General features: G+C 40.1%; 14 protein-coding genes. 11 read left to right on the top strand and 3 right to left on the bottom strand.

What is annotated here, in order from left to right; genetic code table 11:
* Window positions 1–18: 18 nt before the first annotated feature.
* Genes K8F54_RS12820 through K8F54_RS12795 form a run of 6 tightly spaced genes read left to right on the top strand, consistent with a single transcriptional unit; the run spans window position 19 to window position 10,267 of the window.
* A complete protein-coding gene (locus tag K8F54_RS12820) occupies window positions 19–1,215 on the top strand; it encodes a DUF2062 domain-containing protein (protein ID WP_290791569.1) in 1,197 nt (398 codons plus the stop codon).
* A gap of 43 nt (window positions 1,216–1,258) precedes the next feature.
* On the top strand, window positions 1,259–4,843 hold the full coding sequence (locus tag K8F54_RS12815) for a 1-acyl-sn-glycerol-3-phosphate acyltransferase (protein WP_290791567.1): 3,585 nt from the start codon (window positions 1,259–1,261) through the stop codon (window positions 4,841–4,843).
* A complete protein-coding gene (locus tag K8F54_RS12810) occupies window positions 4,840–6,387 on the top strand; it encodes an NAD(P)/FAD-dependent oxidoreductase (protein WP_290791565.1) in 1,548 nt (515 codons plus the stop codon). Before K8F54_RS12815 ends, K8F54_RS12810 begins: the two co-directional genes overlap by 4 nt.
* Window positions 6,388–6,391: 4 nt before the next feature.
* Window positions 6,392–7,288, top strand: coding sequence for a cupin-like domain-containing protein (locus K8F54_RS12805; protein ID WP_290791563.1), 897 nt, complete (start codon window positions 6,392–6,394; stop codon window positions 7,286–7,288).
* Entirely contained in the window at window positions 7,269–8,954 is a 1,686-nt protein-coding gene (locus K8F54_RS12800; RefSeq protein ID WP_290791561.1) for a C45 family autoproteolytic acyltransferase/hydolase, read from the top strand. Before K8F54_RS12805 ends, K8F54_RS12800 begins: the two co-directional genes overlap by 20 nt.
* Entirely contained in the window at window positions 8,951–10,267 is a 1,317-nt protein-coding gene (locus K8F54_RS12795) for an AMP-binding protein (protein ID WP_290791559.1), read from the top strand. The genes K8F54_RS12800 and K8F54_RS12795 overlap by 4 nt, the downstream gene beginning before the upstream one ends.
* A gap of 24 nt (window positions 10,268–10,291) precedes the next feature.
* On the opposite strand, the gene K8F54_RS12790 is transcribed toward K8F54_RS12795, so the two are convergent.
* Complete coding sequence (locus tag K8F54_RS12790) at window positions 10,292–10,891, bottom strand: hypothetical protein (protein ID WP_290791557.1); 600 nt, start codon at window positions 10,889–10,891, stop codon at window positions 10,292–10,294.
* Entirely contained in the window at window positions 10,888–11,712 is an 825-nt protein-coding gene (locus K8F54_RS12785; protein ID WP_290791555.1) for a universal stress protein, read from the bottom strand. The genes K8F54_RS12790 and K8F54_RS12785 overlap by 4 nt, the downstream gene beginning before the upstream one ends.
* Before the next feature lie 159 nt (window positions 11,713–11,871).
* On the opposite strand from K8F54_RS12785, the gene rimP reads away from it, so the two are divergent.
* The 3 genes from rimP to infB are packed head-to-tail and all read left to right on the top strand — an operon-like array spanning window position 11,872 to window position 16,339.
* On the top strand, window positions 11,872–12,339 hold the full coding sequence (rimP, locus tag K8F54_RS12780; RefSeq protein ID WP_290791553.1) for a ribosome assembly cofactor RimP: 468 nt from the start codon (window positions 11,872–11,874) through the stop codon (window positions 12,337–12,339).
* Between the two features lie 9 nt (window positions 12,340–12,348).
* Entirely contained in the window at window positions 12,349–13,581 is a 1,233-nt protein-coding gene (gene nusA / locus K8F54_RS12775; RefSeq protein ID WP_290791551.1) for a transcription termination factor NusA, read from the top strand.
* 58 nt (window positions 13,582–13,639) lie between these two features.
* Entirely contained in the window at window positions 13,640–16,339 is a 2,700-nt protein-coding gene (infB, locus tag K8F54_RS12770) for a translation initiation factor IF-2 (RefSeq protein WP_290791549.1), read from the top strand.
* 53 nt (window positions 16,340–16,392) lie between these two features.
* Here the strand turns inward: infB and K8F54_RS12765 are convergent, their stop codons facing one another.
* Complete coding sequence (locus K8F54_RS12765; protein WP_290791547.1) at window positions 16,393–16,788, bottom strand: SPOR domain-containing protein; 396 nt, start codon at window positions 16,786–16,788, stop codon at window positions 16,393–16,395.
* 213 nt (window positions 16,789–17,001) lie between these two features.
* Between K8F54_RS12765 and K8F54_RS12760 the strand changes: the two genes are divergently transcribed.
* Both K8F54_RS12760 and K8F54_RS12755 read left to right on the top strand, forming a co-directional pair.
* The gene (locus tag K8F54_RS12760; RefSeq protein ID WP_290791545.1) at window positions 17,002–18,279 is read left to right on the top strand and encodes a c-type cytochrome; all 1,278 of its coding nucleotides are present in this window, start codon (window positions 17,002–17,004) and stop codon (window positions 18,277–18,279) included.
* A gap of 26 nt (window positions 18,280–18,305) precedes the next feature.
* Window positions 18,306–21,362 (top strand): TAT-variant-translocated molybdopterin oxidoreductase, encoded by a 3,057-nt coding sequence (locus K8F54_RS12755; RefSeq protein ID WP_290791543.1) that lies wholly within the window; start codon window positions 18,306–18,308, stop codon window positions 21,360–21,362.
* The last annotated feature ends 2 nt before the right edge of the window (window positions 21,363–21,364 follow it).

The raw sequence follows: 21,364 nt of genomic DNA, 5'->3' as shown, positions 1-21,364 counted from the left end.
TTTCAAGGGAGCCATTAAATGAAGCTAAACGCAATTAATACAAGACTTAAGGCATTGCAATGCTGTGTAATTATTCCTACTTACAATAATTACAAGACGTTGAAAAGAGTAATTGACGGAGTCCTTGTGTTTACGAAAGATATTATTATTGTAAACGACGGTTCAACAGATAGTACAGCTGTAATTTTAAAAGACTACCCACAACTCCAACAAATAACACTTCCTAAAAATAAAGGAAAGGGGAACGCCCTTCGACTTGGATTTAAACAGGCCGAAAAATTAGGGTTTCAGTATGCAATTACCATCGATAGTGACGGCCAACATTTTCCTGAAGACATCCAGGTATTTGTAGAAGCACTAGAAAATGAAGAAAACAAGAATGTGCTGCTAATTGGAGCTCGAAATATGTCTCAAGAGGGCGTGCCAAAAAAAAGCAGCTTTGGCAATAAATTCTCGAATTTTTGGTATTGGGTAGAGACGGGCATTCGATTACAGGATACGCAATCGGGATTCCGACTCTATCCCATAGGTCATTTAAAACATCTTAAGTTTTACACCAAAAAATTTGAATTCGAAATAGAAGTCATCGTTAGAGCAGCCTGGCAAGGTACTTTGGTGAAGAATGTGCCGATAAAAGTGTCCTATGACGAATCCGAAAGAGTTTCTCATTTTAGGCCTTTTAAAGATTTTACCAGAATTAGTATTTTAAATACCTGTCTGGTCATTTTGACCTTTATCTACATTCTGCCTAGGGATATTATCAAAAAACTGAAAAAGAAGGGTTTTAAAAGATTTATCATGGAAGATTTTTTGGGAAATAAAGATGCTCCCAAAAAAAAAGCACTCTCCATCGCCCTTGGTGTATTTATTGGATTAACGCCTTTTTGGGGTTTTCACACCATCATCGTGATCTTTCTTGCCATACTTTTTAAGCTGAATAAAGCGATCGCATTTACCTTCTCCAACGTTAGCCTACCTCCGTTTATTCCGTTTGTTCTTTATGCCAGCTCCAAAATGGGACAGTTTGTACTGGGTGAAACATATTCCTATACCATGGAAGAAATGACCCAGAATTTTGAAGTAATGAAACACCTTAAAACCTATATAGTGGGTAGCTTCTCTCTGGCAATTCTATCGTCTATCGTTCTCGGGCTTCTGGGATATCTTATCTTAATGCTGTTTAATGGAAAGCAAAAAATAGTGGTAAATGAATAGTTGGTGCTACAGCGCATATCGTTTCATATCTAAAAATAAGGTCTTGTCTCTTATTTGCGTCTTGCTTTTGGTAAGTGCGCTGGGGTTTTTCGCATCAAAAATTCGGTTTGAAGAGGATATTTCTAAGCTCATTCCTTCAAATAGCAAGACACAAAACATTCAGCGAATATTGAAATCGGTTAATTTCACCGACAAGATTATCGTAAATATTCAAAGTCGTGAGGGAGGAACTCCTGATGACCTCGTTAAATATGCGCAGGACTTTCTCGACAGCATTGACACGCATGCAGCGACGTATATAAAAGACATTCAGGGAAAAGTAGACGATCCGTCTATAGAAACTACACTCGATTTATTATATCAAAATGCGCCTCTTTTTCTCGATGAAACCGATTATAAAACCATTGAAAATAAACTTTCCAAAGACAGTATTGCACAGATCACCGAGACCAATTACAAGACACTTATAAGTCCTTCGGGAATTATTGCAAAAAAATCACTGTTAAGAGATCCACTGGGGATTTCTTTTATGGCCATGCAAAAAATGCGGCAATTGGCCATTGGTGATCAATTTACCTTAAGAGACGGATTTTTATTGAGTAAGGACGAAAAGAATCTCTTGATTTTTATAACTCCAAGCTTTCCATCCAGTGAAACATCGCAGAATTCGGTATTTGCTGAAAAGTTAAATACAATTCAGGAACAGCTAAATACTTCGTTTGAAAGTAGGGCCTATAGCGAATATTTTGGTGCGGCATTGATTGCGGTGGCAAATGCGCAACAGATCAAAAAAGATATACAATTCACAGTAGGAATAGCGCTCACAATGCTCATGCTTATTTTTATTGTTTTTTATAGAAAACTTACAATTCCTCTTATACTTTTTACCCCAACAATTTTTGGAGGATTGCTATCGGTGGCTTTTCTTAATCTGGTAAGAACAGAAATATCTGCCGTGTCTCTGGGTATAGGATCGGTGCTTCTTGGAGTTACCCTAGATTATTCCCTGCATATTCTAACGCACATTCGAAACAACGAATCCATCGAACGACTCTATAGCGAAATTACCAAGCCCATTTTAATGAGCAGTTTAACGACTGCCTTGGCATTTTTATGCCTACTTTTTTTAGAATCACAAGCCTTGCAGGATTTGGGAATTTTTGCAGCGGTAAGTGTAATAGGCGCTTCGGTCTTTGCCTTGATATTTATTCCGCTTGTCTATAAAGGTGGTGGAAGTAAATCGGTTAAGGCCACTGTGTTGGATAGAATTTCTGCATACAATTTTCACAAAAACAAGTGGCTTATTGGGCTCGTTACTGTTCTGGTGGCGATTAGTGCATTTACATATAAGAATACTGTCTTCAACAAAGATATCTCAAAATTAAATTTTGAACCTGCCACCGCTACTCAAGCAAGGGCAAATTTAGATGCGCTTACCAATTTAGAATCTAAATCCATTTATCTGGCCAGCTTCGGAAAAAATACAGAAGAAGCGCTTTTGGAGAACGACAGTGTTTTTAGGAAGCTACAGGAGTTAAAAGAAGAAGGAGCGATAATTAGTTTTAGCTCGGTTGGAGCATTAATTCATTCCGAAGAAATTCAGAGAAAACAGATTGCAACCTGGAAGGAATTTTGGAATCCTGAAGTCGTTGAGCAGACCAAAACCCATCTCATTGAAAGTGGAGCAACCTTTGGTTTTAAACCAACTACATTCAATTCGTTTTACGCTCTTTTAGGGTCCGATTTCAGTCCTATGAATTTGGAAGATTACAAGGCTTTTGACACCTTTTCGATAGACGATTTTGTCAATGAGGAAACTGATTTAACAACGGTGACAAGTTTGGTGAAGGTGGATGATGGAAATGCGAAAGCAGTGAAACAAGCTTTTAAGAAAAGGCCGCAGACGCTGGTCATAGATAGACAGGAGATGAATGAAACGCTGTTGGGAAATCTTAAAAATGATTTTAATAGCCTGATTGGATATTCCATCCTTGCGGTGTTGATACTACTACTGTTGTTTTTCCGAAGTTTTTCGCTCACACTGGTCACTGCAATTCCCATACTTCTTACCTGGGTAATCACCATTGGCGTTATGGGCTTGGTAGGCCTGGAGTTTAATATCTTCAATATTATAATTTCAACATTTATATTTGGTCTGGGGATCGATTACAGCATCTTTGTGACAACAGGTATGCTCAAGGAATATAGGACCGGAGAAAAAACGCTTGCAACTCATAAAACTTCGATAATCCTTTCTGTAATCACAACAATATTGGGCGTTGGAGTCTTAATCTTTGCCCAACACCCCGCCCTGTATTCCATTTCTGTAGTTTCTATCATAGGAATATTTTCGGCGATGTTTGTTTCTTTTACGATCCAACCCCTGCTGTTTATATTGTTTATTGGAAGTAAAACCAAACGACCTATATCTTTGAGGCTTCTTGTGCATTCAGTTCTTTCGTTTACTTATTACGGTCTGGGAGGCCTGTGTCTTTCTGTTTTTAGTGCGCTTTTCATGCCAATAATACCACTGCGTAAAAAAGTAAAAATGCGTGTGTTTCATAAGGTTATTTCAAAATTTATGAAATCGGTTTTATACACCAATCCCTTTGTAAAAAAACGTATTATTAATACGGGCGGAGAGACGTTTACAAAACCCGGAATTATCATTGCGAATCACACTTCTTTTTTGGATATCCTTGCAGTGGGCATGCTTCATCCCAAAATTATTTTCTTGGTAAATGACTGGGTGTATAATTCGCCAATTTTTGGAAAAGCGGTACAAATGGCTGGTTTTTATCCGGTTTCGGGAGGCATTGAAAACGGAGTAGAACAACTGCGTCAAAAGGTTGCGCAAGGGTATTCGTTAATGGCCTTTCCGGAGGGGACGAGATCTACTACCAATAAGATAAGACGTTTTCATAAGGGGGCGTTTTTTCTTGCTGAAAAACTGAACTTGGATCTTATTCCGGTATTAATTCACGGAAATTCTGAAGTGCTTCCTAAAGGCAGTTTTGTGATTCGCGATGGAAGTATTACTATAAAAATTCTGCATCGTATTTCTTCTGAAGACATTTCCTATGGGGCATCATATAAGGAACAAACAAAAAGTATTGGGGCGTTTTTCAGATCTCAATTCGAAAAATTAAGAAATGAGATCGAGGATGAAACTTATTTTCATTCAGTGATAAAAAATGACTATCGCTATAAGGGAGATGGGCTTTATAGTCGTGTAAAGAAAGACTTAAATGAACGCAAGCTTGCCTATGCAAAAATTGTGGATGTCGTTGGTAAAAAGAGTTCGATCGTCAACTTATCCGATGGTTTCGGGCAATTAGATTTTCTACTTCTTTTGGATAGTGCAGAACGAAAAATATACAGCTATATCGAAGATGAAACAAACAGAAGTATTGTGAGGAATAGTTTTATCTTCTCACACTACAATAGAATTCAACTTCTGAACAATAAAGAAGAGGCACTGGCTCATGCTGCCGATACATTTATTATTAATGCTTCAGAAGAATCAGCCTTTCAAGCAAACAATTCAGAAAATAAACACTTTTTGAAGCCTAAGATTGTCTATAAGGACGACAAACTTATTATCTTTAAACAAAAGGAAAATACTTGAAATTAAAAGAGAAATATGATGTTGTAATTGTTGGAAGCGGCTTAGGTGGTCTGGTTTCGGCTATCATTCTTGCAAAGGAAGGTCGCAGTGTGTGTGTGCTCGAAAAGAACAATCAGTTTGGGGGTAATTTGCAAACATTTGTGCGTAACAAAACAATCTTCGATACTGGGGTGCATTATATCGGGGGACTTTCAGAAGGTCAAAATCTCTATCAATATTTCAAGTATTTAGGGATTATGGATGATATTGAACTTCAGAAATTAGATGAGGATGGATTTGATATCATCTCCTTTGACGATGATAAATTAGAATACAAACACGGACAGGGCTACGATAATTTTATAAAGGGCCTAGTTTCAGATTTTCCTGAAGAAAAGGCGGCCATTATCGCTTATTGCGACAAACTGAAGGAGACCTGTAGTAAATTCCCTCTCTACAAGGTAAAGCTTGGAAAGCCTTATTATGACGACACCGAAGTTTTTGAATTATATGCCAAAGAGTATATCGATTCGATTACTTCGAACAAAAAATTGCGCGCTGTATTAGGCGGAAGCAACCTGCTATATGCGGGAGAGGCAGATCGCACACCTTTTTACGTGCATGCCCTTTCCGTAAACAGTTATATAGAAAGTGCCTACAGAGTTGTCAACGGCGGGAGTCAGATAACGAAGGCTCTGCTCAACCGATTGCGAGAAGCGGGAGGAGAGGCATACAAACGTCAGGAAGTTGTGGATTTTGAACTTGAAGACGGTTTAATATGTGCGGCTCGAACAGAAAGTGGAAATCTGGTAAAGGGCGATCTTTTTATTTCGAATATTGAACCTAAATTAACCATAAAAATGGTTGGGAAGGAAAATTTTAGAAAGTCCTATGTTTCCCGAATTGAAAATATCGAAAGTACCATCGCAGCCTTTACCTTATACTTAGTATTAAAACCCGGAACTTTTAAATACATCAATAAAAATTACTATCACTATAAAAGCCATGAAGGTATTTGGGATGCGCAAAATTACACCAAGGAGGACTGGCCAAGAGCATATATGATTTCGATGGGTATCAAGAAGAATTTCGATGGATACGCAGATAATATGGCGGCCATGACCTATATGAATTTTGATGAAATGGCTCCCTGGGTAGGGACGTTTAATACTGCTGCCAAAAAGAACGACAGGGGACAAACCTATGAGGACTTTAAAGCACAAAAAGAAGAACAGTTTTTAGTAGAAATCGAGAAAAAGTTTCCGAATATCAGGCAGTGCATCCAAGCGGTTTATTCCTCCACTCCTTTATCATACCGAGATTATATTGGTTGTAATCGAGGCTCTATGTACGGCTATGTAAAGGATGCGAATAATTCGTTAAAATCTTTTATTTCAGCTAGAACCAAAATTAGAAACCTGTATTTTACCGGTCAAAGTTTAAACATGCATGGAATTTTAGGCGTGACTATTAGTGGCATCGTTACTTGTTCGGTCATACTAGGAAGTGAGTATCTATTGGATAAAATAAAAGAAGCCAACTTAAAAGAAGAAGTAAAAAGCTAACTGTATGGGGCAAATTACAACCATAGCGGTTGAAAGAGTAAAAAACATATCTAAGCAGGAATTTATTGAGAAGTACTATAAACCACAGCGGCCGGTACTTATCGAGAAATTAGCCAAGGATTGGGATGCCTACGAAAAATGGAACCTTGACTATTTTCAAGAACATGCAGGCGATCAAAAGGTCCCTCTGTACAATAGCGAACCAACCAAAGGCAAGCAAAATTCGGCAGCACCCGTGAAGACAATGAAGTTATACGACTATTTGGAGCTTCTCAAATCGCAACCTACAGATCTTCGAATATTCTTCTATAATATCTTAGATAATATGCCCGAACTTTTAAAGGACATAAAATATCCCGATATCGGACTGAAATTCTTTAAACGCTTACCGGTGATGTTTTTTGGCGGAGGCGGCTCTCGTGTTTTGCCACATTACGATATGGATTTGTCAGATTTAGTACATTTTCATTTTCACGGGCATAAGGCAGTCACCCTTTTTTCACCCAAACAAACCAAATATTTGTACAAAGTACCTTTTGCAGTTCACAATTTGGAGGCTATTGATATGGATAATCCCGATTTTTCAAAATATCCGGCACTTCAAAAAGCGCAGGGAATCTACGCCGAAATGAAGCATGGAGATGCCTTGTATATGCCAAGCGGATACTGGCATTACATTAAATATCTGGACGGCGGATTTTCAATCACATTGCGTTCACTTCCACGCCATCCGGTGCGATTTGTTAAAATGTTGGCCAATGTCTTTGCAATGCGTCCGTTTGAAAATGTCATGCGAAAATTATGGGGCGAACGATGGGTAAATTATAAAGAAAAGAGAGTGCTAACGCGAACAAACAAGAAAATGGCAAAATCTAGAAATAATGGAGCGTTACCACAGTAGATTGAAATATTATTTTATTTTGCTATTCGTAGCATCACTCCTTACTTCTTGCGGGATTTCCAAGTCATTACAGGACAAGCCTGATTTGAGTGCCTATAATATTGCAGTTCCCGAGCGCATAGTGATTTCGGATACTGTATTCACAGCCGGAAATAATTTTTTGACAAAAAACGAGTACGGGCTTTGGGAATTGTATGTAGAAGGCGATCCTTTAGAACGAGGAATAGCCACCGGTCTTTTAACTCAGGAACTCATGCAGCAACAAGAGGCTGTTTTCTTGGATAAGGTAGAAGAAATTGTTCCGTCAAAAGGAAAACAGGCCTTCCTTCGAAAATTTTTGGCATGGTTCAACAGGAAAATGTACCTTCATATTCCCGAGGAATACAAAGCCGAAATTTATGGACTTTCTCAATTTTCATCCCAAAAATACAATCATATTGCGCCTCCTTATTTAAGACTGCTGTACTTGCATGGGGCACACGATATAGGGCATGCACTACAGGATCTGGCCTTGGTGGGATGTTCCTCATTTGCCGTTTGGGGCGATAAGACCCCAGATGGAAAATTACTCATAGGACGAAATTTTGATTTCTATGCCGGAGACGATTTTGCTCAAGAAAAGATCGTAGCCTTTGTAAACCCTTCCGAAGGCTATAAATTCATGTCGGTTACCTGGGGTGGGATGATAGGGGTGGTTTCTGGAATGAACGATCAAGGGTTGACAGTAACCATGAATGCCGGAAAATCTAAGATTCCTTTAGTGGCGAAAACGCCCATTTCTATAGTAACACGTGAGATTTTACAATATGCCGCCACTATTGAGGAGGCCGTGGAAATTGCAAAAACCAAAGAAGTGTTTGTTTCTGAATCTATTTTTATAGGAAGCGCTGCCGATGGCAGAGCAGCCTTAATCGAGATGGCTCCCTCGGGATTTGGTGTGTACGAAGTGCCCAATAGCAGTCAGTTAATCTGTTCCAACCACTTCCAAAGTGATACCTTTGCACAAGACAAAAGAAATTTGAAGCAAATAGAGGAAAGTCATTCACAGTATCGCTTTGAGAGGATGAAAGAATTGATAGGCGAACAGGAGGTATTGGTGCCTAAGGATGCGGTTTTCATACTTCGGAATAAGGAAGGTTTGGATGACCTTCCTATTGGCTTCGGAAATGAAAAAGCCTTGAACCAACTGTTAGCGCATCACGGTATTGTATTTAAACCAAGCGAATTAAAAGTATGGGTGTCCACACATCCGTATCAGTTAGGTGAGTTTGTGGCGTATGATCTGAATGAAGTCTTCAAAAACAGGGAGGGAAGGCCGGCACTTACTTCAGTTTCAGAAAAAAAACTAACCATTGCTGAGGATTCCTTTGCTTCGACCAAAGATTTTCGCAATTATGAGGCCTATCGCCTTTTGGAAAGGGAAATTGAAGCTGCCATCGAAAATAAAAATACAGTATCCGCGTCGCAGTTAGTAAAATTACAGAACTTAAATCCCAACTATTGGAAGGCCTATTATTTAGCGGGAATGTATTATCTTCAAAACAATTATAAAGCTGCTGCGCTCAAAGCATTTGAAAAGGCAATTACCTTAGAAATTACTACGGTTCCCGATCGTGAAAAGGTGGAAAAAGAACGTAAGAAACTTAGAAGAAAATTGAAGAAATGATTCCGGATATTGAAAAAGCGACCCTGGGTGAAATCAAATTATTTCAGGAAAAAAAACTGAAAGAACTCATCTCCTATGTGTTTAATAATTCGCCTTATTACCGCCGCGTTTTTGAACAACACCAAATTGAAGCGGAGACAATTAATTCCTTGGAAGCACTTCGAAGCGTACCCGTAACCACCAAAGAACAATTACAACAGTATAATGACGATTTTATCTGTGTTGCTAGAAATAGGATCATCGATTTTGTTACCACGTCCGGGACATTGGGAGAGCCGGTGATGCTGGCACTAACAAACAATGATTTGGATCGATTGGCCTATAATGAAGCCATTAGTTTTGCATGTTCGGGGGTGACTCACGAAGATGTGTTGCAACTTATGACCACGATAGACAGGCGTTTTATGGCGGGGATGGCGTATTTTTTGGGCGCGAGAGAACTTGGAGCCGGCATTATTCGTGTAGGCTCAGGGGTACCCGAATTACAATGGGATTCCATAAAAAAATTCAATCCTACCTACCTTATTGTAGTGCCGTCTTTTTTACTGAAGTTAATAGAATATGCTTATTTGAATGATATCGACCTAAACAAAGCCGGCGTTAAAGGAGCAATTTGCATAGGCGAACCTATCCGCGAACAGGATTTTTCATACAATACATTGGCTCGTAAAATTTTGGCTGAATGGGATATTGAGCTGTTTAGCACCTATGCCTCTACCGAAATGAGTACAGCCTTTAATGAATGTAAGTTCCATGTAGGTGGGCATCATCACCCGGAATTGATTATTGCTGAAATACTGGACGAAGCCAATGAGCCTGTTGCTGAAGGAGAAGTCGGGGAACTTGTCATTACTACCTTGGGCGTTGAGGCCATGCCGCTCCTGAGATTCAAGACCGGTGATATGGTACAGGCGCATACAACCCCATGCGATTGTGGACGAAATACACTTCGATTGGGAGCCGTGGTGGGCAGAAAGAAACACATGATCAAATACAAGGGAACGACCCTGTACCCACCTGCCATGTTTAATGTACTTAGCCATTTCGAAGAAATTGAGGGCTATGTGTTTGAGATCTATCACAACGAATTGGGGACGGACGAGATTCTGGTAAAGATCGCTTCAAAAAATCAATCTGAGGACTTATTGCAAAATATAAAGGATCACTTTAGAGCCAAATTAAGGGTAAGTCCTAAAATTGAATTTCATGAAAAAGATGTAATCGAAGCACTTCAAAACCCACTCTTGAGTAGAAAACCCAAGAATATCATCGATAAAAGATCGGTCAGTACTTCCGAAGCTAAGAAGGCCTAAACAGGCAGATTCATGCAGGTTGGTTTACTTAGTTAAAATAGGGATGCTTTCTTGTAATAAGCGCCAAGTATACCCCAAATCACTTTCTCTATCCAAATCGAATACCGAATAATAACGCAACATATTTTCAGGATTTTTTGGGTCCACCTGAATAGGAATTAGGGTATCTGCCACATGATTTTTGTGAATTGCAAACCGATTTACAACCAGTTGCCAAGTATTATTTTGATATTGGTACAGATAGTATTTGTTGAAGCTGGTATCTTTAATTTTTGCGGTTACCAAAAGCAGATCCTGGTCAAATTCAGGGAATCGCAAATACGAAAGACTGGCACCGTAGGAATCGGGGATGGTTATATTGGGAATTTCAGTTTTCTGAAAGGCAATTTGTGTAATGGCTTCGGTGGTGTCTGTTTCTTCAATATAGGCGTAAAACGGAATAGCTTCTTCGTTAAAATTAGCAGTAATAGCTCCTGTTGGTGTGGTAGGTTCATTAATTTCCAGATCGATAGAATGCTGCACTTGCAGGGTATCTACAACAGTCACTTCGTTCGGTTTTTGATACTCGGTGCCGCCACAGCCCAGTATAAAAAAGTAAAGTAAAAACAGACGATGTCGTATCATTTAATTTTGAAAGTGATCACAGGCATATTCGCATGATTCACCATGTCTTCACTTATACTTCCGTTGAAGAAGTGTGATAGGCCTTTACGGCCATGTGTACTCATCCCTATGAGTTGGGCTTTCATATCTTTTGCAAAATTGAGAATCCCCTTTTCGACAGAGGTATCGTTATAGACATTCAGACTGAAATTTTCAAGACCAGACCCGGTGATAAATTTCAACATCATGGTGTTGGCTTCGGCGCTTGTTCTAAAGTCATTTGGCGTATTAATGTAGAGTAAATGGAGTTGCGCTCCGGCAGCTTTGGCAAATTTTTGTGCTTCCTTAAAGCTATCGCGACATTCTTCAGAAAAATCGGTTGCAAATACAAAATCGTTTATTTTAAAATCCACGTGGTGGTTCTTGATCACCAAAACCGGAATTTTAGAAGTACGCACTACTTTCTCGGTGTTACTGCCAATAAACATTTCCTTAAATCCACTAGCGCCATGTGATCCCATTACTACAAGATCCAACTTATTCTTTTCGACCGCTTCTTTGATGTCCTCATAAATTTCGGCATGACCAATGGCCTCTCTTATTTTAACTCCTTTTAAATACGGTTTCTTAAAAAGGTCTTCGAAATTCTTTTCGGCTAACTTTATAAAGTACAATGATTCGGGTAAACTTCCGGTCGCGCCCGAATTTCCTAAATGCAATGGCATTTCTAACGAGTGTATTAAATATATTTCACTGTCGTGCTTCTTAGCCATTTGTACAGCAACCTGCAAGGCGTTTTCAGCTTGTTTGGAAAAATCGGTAGGGACTAGAATTCGTTTCATATGGTTGGAACTATTTGGTTGATTTGTCAGTATTAAAATACAAAAATAAATCGGTAGCACCTCTCTTTTTTAAAATAAAAAAAATGTAGTATATTTGCACCGAATTTGATATGTAACTAGCTGAGGGGACAATAAAGTCCCCTCTTTTTATAGCTTAAATTGATGCGGGAACAGGTAATACAACTGCTGGGGCAAGCTTTAGACAAAAACAAATCTCTCTTTTTAATTGATTTATCTATTTCTGAAGCCAATCACATTAGAGTAATTTTGGACGGAGATACAGGAGTGACCGTGGAAGATTGTATTGCTGTAAGTCGCGAAATTGAACACAATCTAGACAGGGAGGAGCTCGATTTTTCTTTAGAGGTAATGTCGGCAGGAGTATCTGAACCTTTGGAAATACCACGTCAGTACAAGAAGAATATTGGCAGAACACTGAAGGTAAAGACCCATGAAGGAGAAGCAATTGAGGCCGAATTGACAAAGGCAACCGATACCGCGATTACCCTTCAGTGGAAGGCCAGAGAGCCCAAACCGGTTGGTAAAGGAAAAGTGACCGTACAAAAAGAGGCGGTTGTGGCGTATTCAAATATTGTTGAAGCAAAAGTGATGATAACATTTAATTAATAGCATGATATGGAAAATTTAGCGTTGATCGATTCTTTTTCGGAATTTAAGGACGATAAACTGATAGACAGAGTAACGCTTATGGCGATACTGGAAGACGTTTTTAGAAATGCGTTAAAAAAGAAATACGGAAGTGATGATAATTTCGATATTATCATAAATCCCGATAAAGGCGATTTAGAGATTTGGCGAAACCGTATAGTGGTAGCCGATGGTGAAGTGGAAGATGAAAATGAAGAGATCTCCTTGTCTGCTGCTCGTAAAATTGAACCCGATTTTGAAATTGGTGAAGATGTTTCGGAAGAGGTAAAATTAATCGATCTGGGACGTCGTTCCATCTTGGCATTACGCCAAAACCTTATTTCAAAAATTCACGAACACGACAATACCAATATCTATAAGCAATTTAAAGAATTGGAAGGCGAAATTTATACCGCTGAGGTACATCATATTCGTCACCGTGCTGTTATTTTATTGGATGATGATGGAAATGAAATTATCCTGCCAAAGGACAAACAAATTCCTTCTGACTTTTTCAGAAAGGGAGATAACGTACGTGGAATTATAGAAAGTGTTGAGCTCAAAGGAAACAAACCAACCATTTTGATGTCACGTGCAAGTCCGTTATTTCTTGAAAAATTGTTTGAACAAGAAATTCCCGAAGTTTTCGACGGCTTAATTACTGTAAAGAAAGTAGTGCGAATTCCAGGAGAAAAGGCAAAAGTGGCGGTAGATTCGTATGACGATCGTATCGATCCAGTAGGAGCCTGTGTAGGAATGAAGGGATCGCGTATCCACGGAATCGTTCGTGAACTGGGTAACGAAAATATTGATGTGATCAATTATACCAACAATCTGAATTTATTTATTACACGTGCGCTTAGTCCTGCAAAAGTAACCTCTATCAAGATCGATGAAGTGAAGAAAAGAGCCGAAGTGATCTTAAAACCGGAAGAAGTTTCAAAAGCAATTGGACGTGGTGGACACAATATCCGATTGGCGGGACAACTTACCGGATATGAGATCGATGTATTGCGTGAAGGCGCTGAAGAAGATGTAGAATTGCGTGAATTCTCCGATGAGATCGAAGAGTGGATCATCGCCGAATTTCATAAAATTGGATTGGATACGGCAAAAAGTGTCTTGGAACACGATATCAATGATTTGGTGAAGCGTACCGATCTTGAGGAAGAGACAATTCAAGAGGTTATTAACATATTAAGAGAAGAATTTGAAGAGTAGTTAGAAGTTTAACTACTTTTATCATATATTAAAGAGAATAACAGGAGAAAGCATATTTATGGCTGAAGTAAAATCGATTAGGCTTAACAAAGTATTACGCGAATTCAATATCTCGCTGGATCGCGCCGTGGAATTTTTGAGTTCCAAGGGCCATGAGGTGGAGGCACGACCTACCACCAAGATTTCCAATGAAGAATATGAAATACTTTTTGAGGAATTCCAAACCGACAAGAGTAAGAAGATGGAGTCCAAAGAAGTGGGTGAGGAAAAGCGTAAAGAGAAGGAAGAGCTTCGTATGGCACGGGAACGTGAGATGGAAGAAAAGGAGAAAAAAGAAGCCTCTCGTGTTATAAAGGCCGAGGTAAAACTGGACGGTCCAAAGCAAGTTGGAAAAATCGATTTGGAGGCTAAAAAAGCCAAGAAAGAAGAAAAACCGGCACCACCAGTAGTTGCTGAAGAAAAAGTAGTAGAAGAGGTAAAACCCACTGTTGAAGAAAAGGTAGTTGCCGAAGTGAAGAAGGAAGAACCTGTAAAGGAAAAACCCAAGGAAGAAATTGTCGCTAAAGAAGAAACTCCAGAAGTTGAAACGGAAGCGCCTAAAGCATCCAAGGTGGTTGAAACCAATTATAAAAAATTAGACGGACCAAACTTCACCGGTAAGAAAATTGATCTTACCCAATTTAAAAAACCGGAAAAGAAAAAGGTTGAAAAGAAAGACGATAAGTCGTCTGCTGAAAAGAAAGGACGCAGACGTCGTATAAGTAAGGAAGCTCCAAAAAGCGGGAACTTCAGAGACAACAGAGGTGCAGGCCGAAAAGGCACTGGACGCACTAATGTCCCAAAAGAAGAACCAAGCGAAGAAGAAGTACAAAAACAAGTGCGTGAGACCTTAGAAAAACTTCAAGGAAAATCTTCCAAAGGGAAAGGCGCCAAGTATCGTAGAGAGAAAAGAGATAGCCACCGTCAAAAATCGGAAGATGAACTAGCACAACAGGAAGCAGACAATAAGTTGCTGAAATTAACCGAATTTGTTACGGTTAGTGAGGTGGCTACAATGATGGACGTTCCCGTAACTCAGGTAATTTCTGCCTGTATGTCATTGGGGATGATGGTAACCATGAACCAGCGTCTGGATGCGGAGACCTTATCGATCGTAGCCGATGAATTTGGTTTCGAAGTTGAGTTCGTAACAGCCGATATTGAAGAAGCGGTTCAAGAGATTGAAGATGCGCCCGAGGATTTAAAGCCAAGAGCCCCAATCGTTACCGTAATGGGTCACGTGGATCACGGAAAAACGTCCTTGCTGGATTATATTCGAGAAGAAAATGTAATTGCTGGAGAATCCGGAGGGATTACACAACATATTGGTGCCTATGGGGTGCAATTGGAGAATGGCCAAAAGATCGCCTTCTTAGATACACCTGGGCACGAGGCCTTTACAGCGATGCGAGCGAGAGGTGCGCAAGTGACCGATCTTGCCATTATTGTAGTAGCTGCCGATGACGATATTATGCCTCAAACCAAGGAGGCAATAAGCCATGCGCAAGCGGCGGGAGTTCCTATTGTATTTGCTATCAATAAAATTGATAAACCAACCGCAAATCCCGAAAAGATTAAGGAAGGTTTAGCACAGATGAATCTTTTGGTTGAGGATTGGGGTGGAAAGATTCAATCACACGATATTTCTGCAAAAACAGGAGAAGGAGTCCCCGAATTACTTGAAAAAGTATTGCTGGAAGCCGAAATCCTAGAATTGAAAGCAAATCCCGATCGCGGTGCCTACGGTACTGTGGTGGAAGCATTCTTAGACAAGGGAAGAGGATATGTATCTACTATTTTAGTGCAGGGCGGAACCCTAAGAGTTGGGGACTATGTCCTGGCCGGAAAGAATAGTGGAAAAGTAAAAGCGATGCACGACGAGCGTGGCAAGAATGTAAAAGAAGCCGGTCCTTCAACACCAGTGTCTATTTTAGGGCTGGATGGAGCACCTCAGGCAGGTGACAAGTTTAACGTTTTTGAAGATGAGCGTGAAGCCAAGGCTGTGGCAACCAAACGTACGCAGTTACAACGCGAGCAATCGGTTAGAACGCAACGTCATATTACCTTAGATGAGATTGGAAGACGTATTGCTTTAGGCGACTTTAAAGAATTGAATATTATTCTGAAAGGTGACGTGGATGGTTCGGTGGAAGCATTGACAGATTCGTTCCAAAAACTATCTACGGAAGAAATTCAGGTGAATATCATTCATAAAGCAGTTGGACCTATCACCGAAAGTGACGTATTGCTGGCTTCTGCTTCCGATGCAATTATCATTGGATTTAATGTACGCCCAATGGGGAATGCACGTCAAATAGCCGACAAGGAAGAAATAGATATCCGTACTTATTCTATTATTTACGATGCGATCAACGATCTGAAGGATGCGATGGAAGGAATGTTATCTCCTGAAATGAAAGAAGAGATTAGTGGTACCGCTGAAATCCGTGAGACGTTCAAGATCTCGAAAGTGGGAACTATTGCTGGTTGTATGGTCTTAAGCGGAAAGATATTCAGAAATTCAGGTATACGATTGATACGCGAAGGAGTTGTTGTATTTACGGGAGAATTGGACTCGTTAAAGCGATTTAAAGATGACGTAAAAGAAGTAGCCAAAGGATACGATTGTGGTATCCAGGTGAAAAATTACAACGATATTAAAGAAGGGGATATTATTGAAGCCTTCCAGGAAGTAGCCGTAAAGAAAAAGCTAAAATAAATAGAAGCAACTATAAATTAAAAAACCCACTCTTTAGTGGGTTTTTTAATGTCTTATTTTCTGCGTTCCGGTTTTAAGATAAAAGCCGAAGGGAAGTTTTTTTGAATTTCAATTAGGGCTCGATCCGCTTCAATACGCGAGCCGTAACTACCCACCCAGACCTTATAATTAGGCGTTTCATATTCTATGGATGCAGGCCATGTTCCATAGATGCCGCGATACTTTCTAATGATCGAATTCGCCTGATTTAATTCACCGTAATACAATTGAATGGTATAGCCTTCAGACAACTTATTTTCCTTTTCAAGCGACTTTTTTAACTCCAATAACTGCGGAATTTTTGCGTCTTGATGAACGGTGACTGTTGCCTGCTGCGCTAGCGCAAATTCAGAAAAAAAAATCACTAATAAACTGAAAACAAATAGGTTAAACCTTGATGGTAGTTTCATGTAATTTTGTCTTTAATGCAAATGTAAACCATAATAACTTTTAGAAGTGTAAAAATATTATTTAGAATAAATATAAATTAATCATTAACACTTTATTTGCATTTTGGAAATCGACTTTAAACCGTACTTTTGTGCCGTTATTTATGGTACGTAACCAACATATTGAGGTAACCAAATACGCGCCAAACTATAGACAATAATTTAACCATTAGTATGAAAAAGGTGAATTACCGAAATCTACCCTCTCAATTGTCGCTTCTTTTGTTAGCTTGTTTGCTAACTTTTTCAACTACTATTATCGCACAGGACACAGGTGACGTTGCTGCCGGAGAAGCATTGTTTAAGGCAAATTGTGCTGCCTGTCATAAACTCGACAAAAAGGCAACGGGTCCGGAACTTCGAGGTGTAGCTCAAAAATATGAGAAGGAATGGTTGCGCAAATGGATAAGAAATAGTCAAGAACTCGTAAAGGCAGGCGATGCACTCGCGGTTAAACTTTTTACCGAAAACAATAACTCGGTAATGACCCCTTTCCCTGCATTGTCCGATACAGATATCGATAATATTTTAGCCTACACAAGTCAGCCAAAACCTGAACCTGTAGTAGCGGAAGTGCCAACTGGTGGTGGGGGAAATGAAGGAGGTAATGTTTCAAATGATATTATTCTTGGGGCCTTAACACTGTTATTTTTACTACTAGTTGTAATGCTCTTCTTGGTGAGAAACACACTTAAGAGAATAGCCGAAGCCAATGGTGTTGAATTCGAAAAGAAAGAAAAGCAACTACCTGTCTGGAAAGCATTCGCACAGAATCAATTTCTGGTATTAACAACCAGCATCTTCTTATTGCTCGCTGCAGGATATTTCGCTTATGGATGGATGATGCAAGTTGGTGTAGATCAAGGATATGCTCCGGTGCAACCTATTCATTATTCACACAGAATACATGCCGGTGACAATCAAATAGATTGTAATTATTGCCATAGTTCGGCAAGAAAGAGCAAGACATCGGGGATTCCATCCTTGAATGTGTGTATGAACTGTCACAAGAATATAGCGGAGGTAGCCCCGGAAACACAAGCCGAAGGAGCCGAATTTGGAGTAGATTACAATCAGGAAATTAAAAAATTATACGCAGCTGTAGGCTGGGATGAAGACACGCAAGCCTATACGGGGAAAACACAGCCTGTTAAATGGTTGCGAATTCACAACCTACCAGATTTTGCCTATTTCAATCACTCACAACACGTTACCGTAGCAGGAGTCGAATGTCAGACCTGTCATGGTCCTGTCGAAGAAATGGAAGTGATGGAGCAGTTTGCCCCGCTTACCATGGGCTGGTGTATTAATTGCCACAGAGAGACCAACGTGAATTTGGAGAGCAACGAATACTATACCAAAATGCACGAAGAACTTTCAAAAAAATACGGAGTTGACAAGTTAACAATCGCTCAAATGGGTGGATTGGAATGCGGTAAATGTCACTATTAAAAACAAAAGATAATTACAGTAACAATATGGCATCAAACAAGAAATACTGGAAAAGTGTTGAAGAGCTAAACGAAAACAGCTCGATTGTTGAGACGCTACAACAGAATGAGTTTGTAGAACAGATCCCTACCGATGAATTTTTAGGGGATAAGGAGGCCTTAGAAGCTTCTTCAACAACACGTCGCGATTTCTTAAAATATGTTGGATTTACAACGGCGGCAGCTTCTTTGGCAGCCTGTGAAGGTCCGGTGATTAAATCCATTCCTTATGTAGTGGCACCAGATGAAATTGTTCCTGGTGTAGCAAATTACTACGCTACTTCGATAGCAGATGGTTTCGACTTTGCAAATGTTTTGGTTAAAACTCGTGAAGGCCGCCCTATTAAAATAGAGCGAAATGAACTCTCCAAATTAGGAGGTGTAAATGCACGTGTACAGGCTTCTGTATTATCTCTTTATGACAAGAACAGATTGCCGGTACCACTTGTTGACGGCAACGAAATGACCTGGGACGAATTTGATGCTGAGGTGGCTGCGAAACTAGAAGCGATGAAGGGGCAAGAAATTGTCTTGCTAACACAAACGTTTGCGAGTCCTTCAACTTCGAAATTGATTGCTGAATTTACAGCCAAGTACCCTAATGTTCGCCATGTAGTATACGATACCGTATCTGCTTCCGAAGCATTGGATGCTTTTCAAGCTAAATATGGCTCAAGAGGCTTGGCCGATTACGATTTTTCAAAAGCCGAAGTAATTGTTTCTGTGGGAGCCGATTTCTTAGGTGATTGGCAAGGGGGTGGCTACGATGCAGGATATGCGCAAGGTCGTGTTCCGAAGGAGGGCAAGATGTCTCGCCACATTCAGTTTGAAGCAAATATGAGCCTTTCAGGAGCCAATGCCGATAAAAGAGTGCCGGCAACTCCTGCTCAGCAAAAAGAGATTTTAAAAGCGTTGACCGGAGGAAGTGCAACAGGCTTACCTGAGCATATCATGACTGCGGTTGAAAATGCAAAAGCACAACTAAAGGCGGCAGGAAATAAAGGTGTTGTAATTACCGGACTACCCGATGTAGACGCTCAAAAAATGGCGTTGGAATGCAACGAAGGAAGTGCGGTCATGGATACTGATAAGCCTAGGATGACCCGTATGGGGAATACTGCTGAAGTCATTGGCGTGATGAACGGAGTTATTGCCGGAACAGTTAAAGGATTGATTACAGTAGGTGTTGACCCGGTGTATTCTTTCCCAAATACCGCATTTGCCGAAGCCTATGCAAATCTTGATATGTCCCTTGCGTTCTCTATGAGATTGGATGCTACAGCTTCAGCTGCAAAAATGGTGGCGGCTACGCCTCATTACCTAGAAGCTTGGGGAGATCTTCAAATGAAAAAAGGTGTTTTCAGTTTAATGCAACCCACGATTCGTCCCTTATTCAATACAAGACAATTTCAGGATACCTTATTGAAATGGACTGGAAACTCAAAAAATTACTACGATTATATTAAAGAAACCTGGGCGGCCGTTTTAGGCGGTACTTCATGGAGCCAAGCCTTACACGATGGAGTGTTGTTGAGTGATGCTGAAGTATCTATGGAGCCGACACCCGCTTCCGAAGGAACTGTTTCTTTAGAAAGCAATACGGCGAATGGAGCACTTTCTTCATCTATTCAAGAAGGAGGATTTGCACTTACCCTTTATACCAAAACCGCAATGGGTGATGGATCTCAGGCGAACAACCCTTGGTTGCAAGAAATGCCGGATCCAATTACCAGAACTACCTGGGATAACTATGTTGCCATTTCGGCAAACGATGCAGCCGATATGGGCATAGAGAACGTTCATGTTGCCAATGGTGGATTGAACGGAAGTTACGTCAATTTAATGATGGGCGATATTGTGATTGAAAAAATTCCCGCCTTGATCCAGCCGGGTCAGGCAAAAGGAACAATTGGCTTAGCACTAGGTTACGGAAAAACGGATAGCATACAGGAGGAGATGCAGACAGGAGTAAACGCCTATGCCTTGTATCAGAATTTTTCATCGGTTCAGAATGTAAGCCTTGAAAAAGCAGGAGGCATGCACGAGTTTGCCTGTGTTCAGCTACACAATACCATGATGGGAAGAGATATCATTCGTGAAACTTCCCTCGAAATATTTAAAGCGGAAAAGCCTGAAGTATGGAATGCCATGCCAATGGTATCTAAAGATCATAAGGAAATTCCTGTGACCTCACCAGATGCAGATCTTTGGGAATCATTTGATCGTTCAGTTGGGCATCATTTTAACCTGTCGATCGATTTAAATGCATGTACGGGTTGTGGAGCCTGTGTTATCGCATGTCATGCAGAGAACAATGTGCCTGTAGTGGGTAAAAAAGAAGTACGCATGAGTCGTGATATGCACTGGCTTCGTATAGATCGGTATTACTCGAGTGAAGAATCTTTCGAAGGTGATGCCGTTAAAAAGGAAAGTATTTCCGGATTGGGAAGTTCACTTTCAGAGTATAGTGAAATGGAAAACCCTGCAGACAACCCTCAAGTTGCGTTCCAGCCGGTAATGTGTCAGCATTGTAATCATGCACCTTGTGAAACAGTATGTCCGGTAGCGGCAACATCACACGGACGTCAAGGTCAAAACCATATGGCGTATAACCGTTGTGTGGGAACACGTTACTGTGCAAACAACTGTCCGTATAAAGTACGTCGTTTCAACTGGTTCTTGTATGCCGAAAACGATGAGTTTGATTACAATATGAACAATGATCTTGGGCGTATGGTATTGAATCCGGATGTTGTGGTTCGATCCAGAGGAGTTATGGAGAAATGTTCTATGTGTATTCAGAAAACACAAAAAACAATCTTAGATGCGAAACGCGATGGAAGACAGATAAAGGATGGAGAGTTCCAGACGGCTTGTTCTTCGGCTTGTGACAAAGGCGCTATGGTATTTGGTGATGTAAATGATTACGATAGTTTAGTATTCGAAAAGACAAAAGATAATAGAATGTATCACTTATTGGAAGCCGTGGGAACAAAACCAAATGTTATGTACCAGGCCAAAATAAGAAATTCAAAAGAAGTTTAAAT

The sequence above is a fragment of the Altibacter sp. genome, assembly GCF_019913785.1.
Classification (GTDB): domain Bacteria; phylum Bacteroidota; class Bacteroidia; order Flavobacteriales; family Flavobacteriaceae; genus Altibacter.
The sequence above is the reverse complement of the archived record's forward strand: the minus strand, read 5'-3'. Positions and strand labels throughout refer to the sequence as shown.

What these genes read in the sequence shown, in the direction of transcription:
- infB (WP_290791549.1), top strand. Translation starts at nt 13,640, where the DNA reads ATGGCTGAAGTAAAATCGATTAGGCTTAACAAAGTATTACGCGAATTC.
- K8F54_RS12765 (WP_290791547.1), bottom strand. Translation starts at nt 16,788, where the DNA reads ATGAAACTACCATCAAGGTTTAACCTATTTGTTTTCAGTTTATTAGTG.
- K8F54_RS12805 (WP_290791563.1), top strand. Translation starts at nt 6,392, where the DNA reads ATGGGGCAAATTACAACCATAGCGGTTGAAAGAGTAAAAAACATATCT.
- K8F54_RS12790 (WP_290791557.1), bottom strand. Translation starts at nt 10,891, where the DNA reads ATGATACGACATCGTCTGTTTTTACTTTACTTTTTTATACTGGGCTGT.
- K8F54_RS12760 (WP_290791545.1), top strand. Translation starts at nt 17,002, where the DNA reads ATGAAAAAGGTGAATTACCGAAATCTACCCTCTCAATTGTCGCTTCTT.
- K8F54_RS12755 (WP_290791543.1), top strand. Translation starts at nt 18,306, where the DNA reads ATGGCATCAAACAAGAAATACTGGAAAAGTGTTGAAGAGCTAAACGAA.
- K8F54_RS12785 (WP_290791555.1), bottom strand. Translation starts at nt 11,712, where the DNA reads ATGAAACGAATTCTAGTCCCTACCGATTTTTCCAAACAAGCTGAAAAC.
- K8F54_RS12800 (WP_290791561.1), top strand. Translation starts at nt 7,269, where the DNA reads ATGGAGCGTTACCACAGTAGATTGAAATATTATTTTATTTTGCTATTC.
- nusA (WP_290791551.1), top strand. Translation starts at nt 12,349, where the DNA reads ATGGAAAATTTAGCGTTGATCGATTCTTTTTCGGAATTTAAGGACGAT.
- K8F54_RS12795 (WP_290791559.1), top strand. Translation starts at nt 8,951, where the DNA reads ATGATTCCGGATATTGAAAAAGCGACCCTGGGTGAAATCAAATTATTT.
- K8F54_RS12820 (WP_290791569.1), top strand. Translation starts at nt 19, where the DNA reads ATGAAGCTAAACGCAATTAATACAAGACTTAAGGCATTGCAATGCTGT.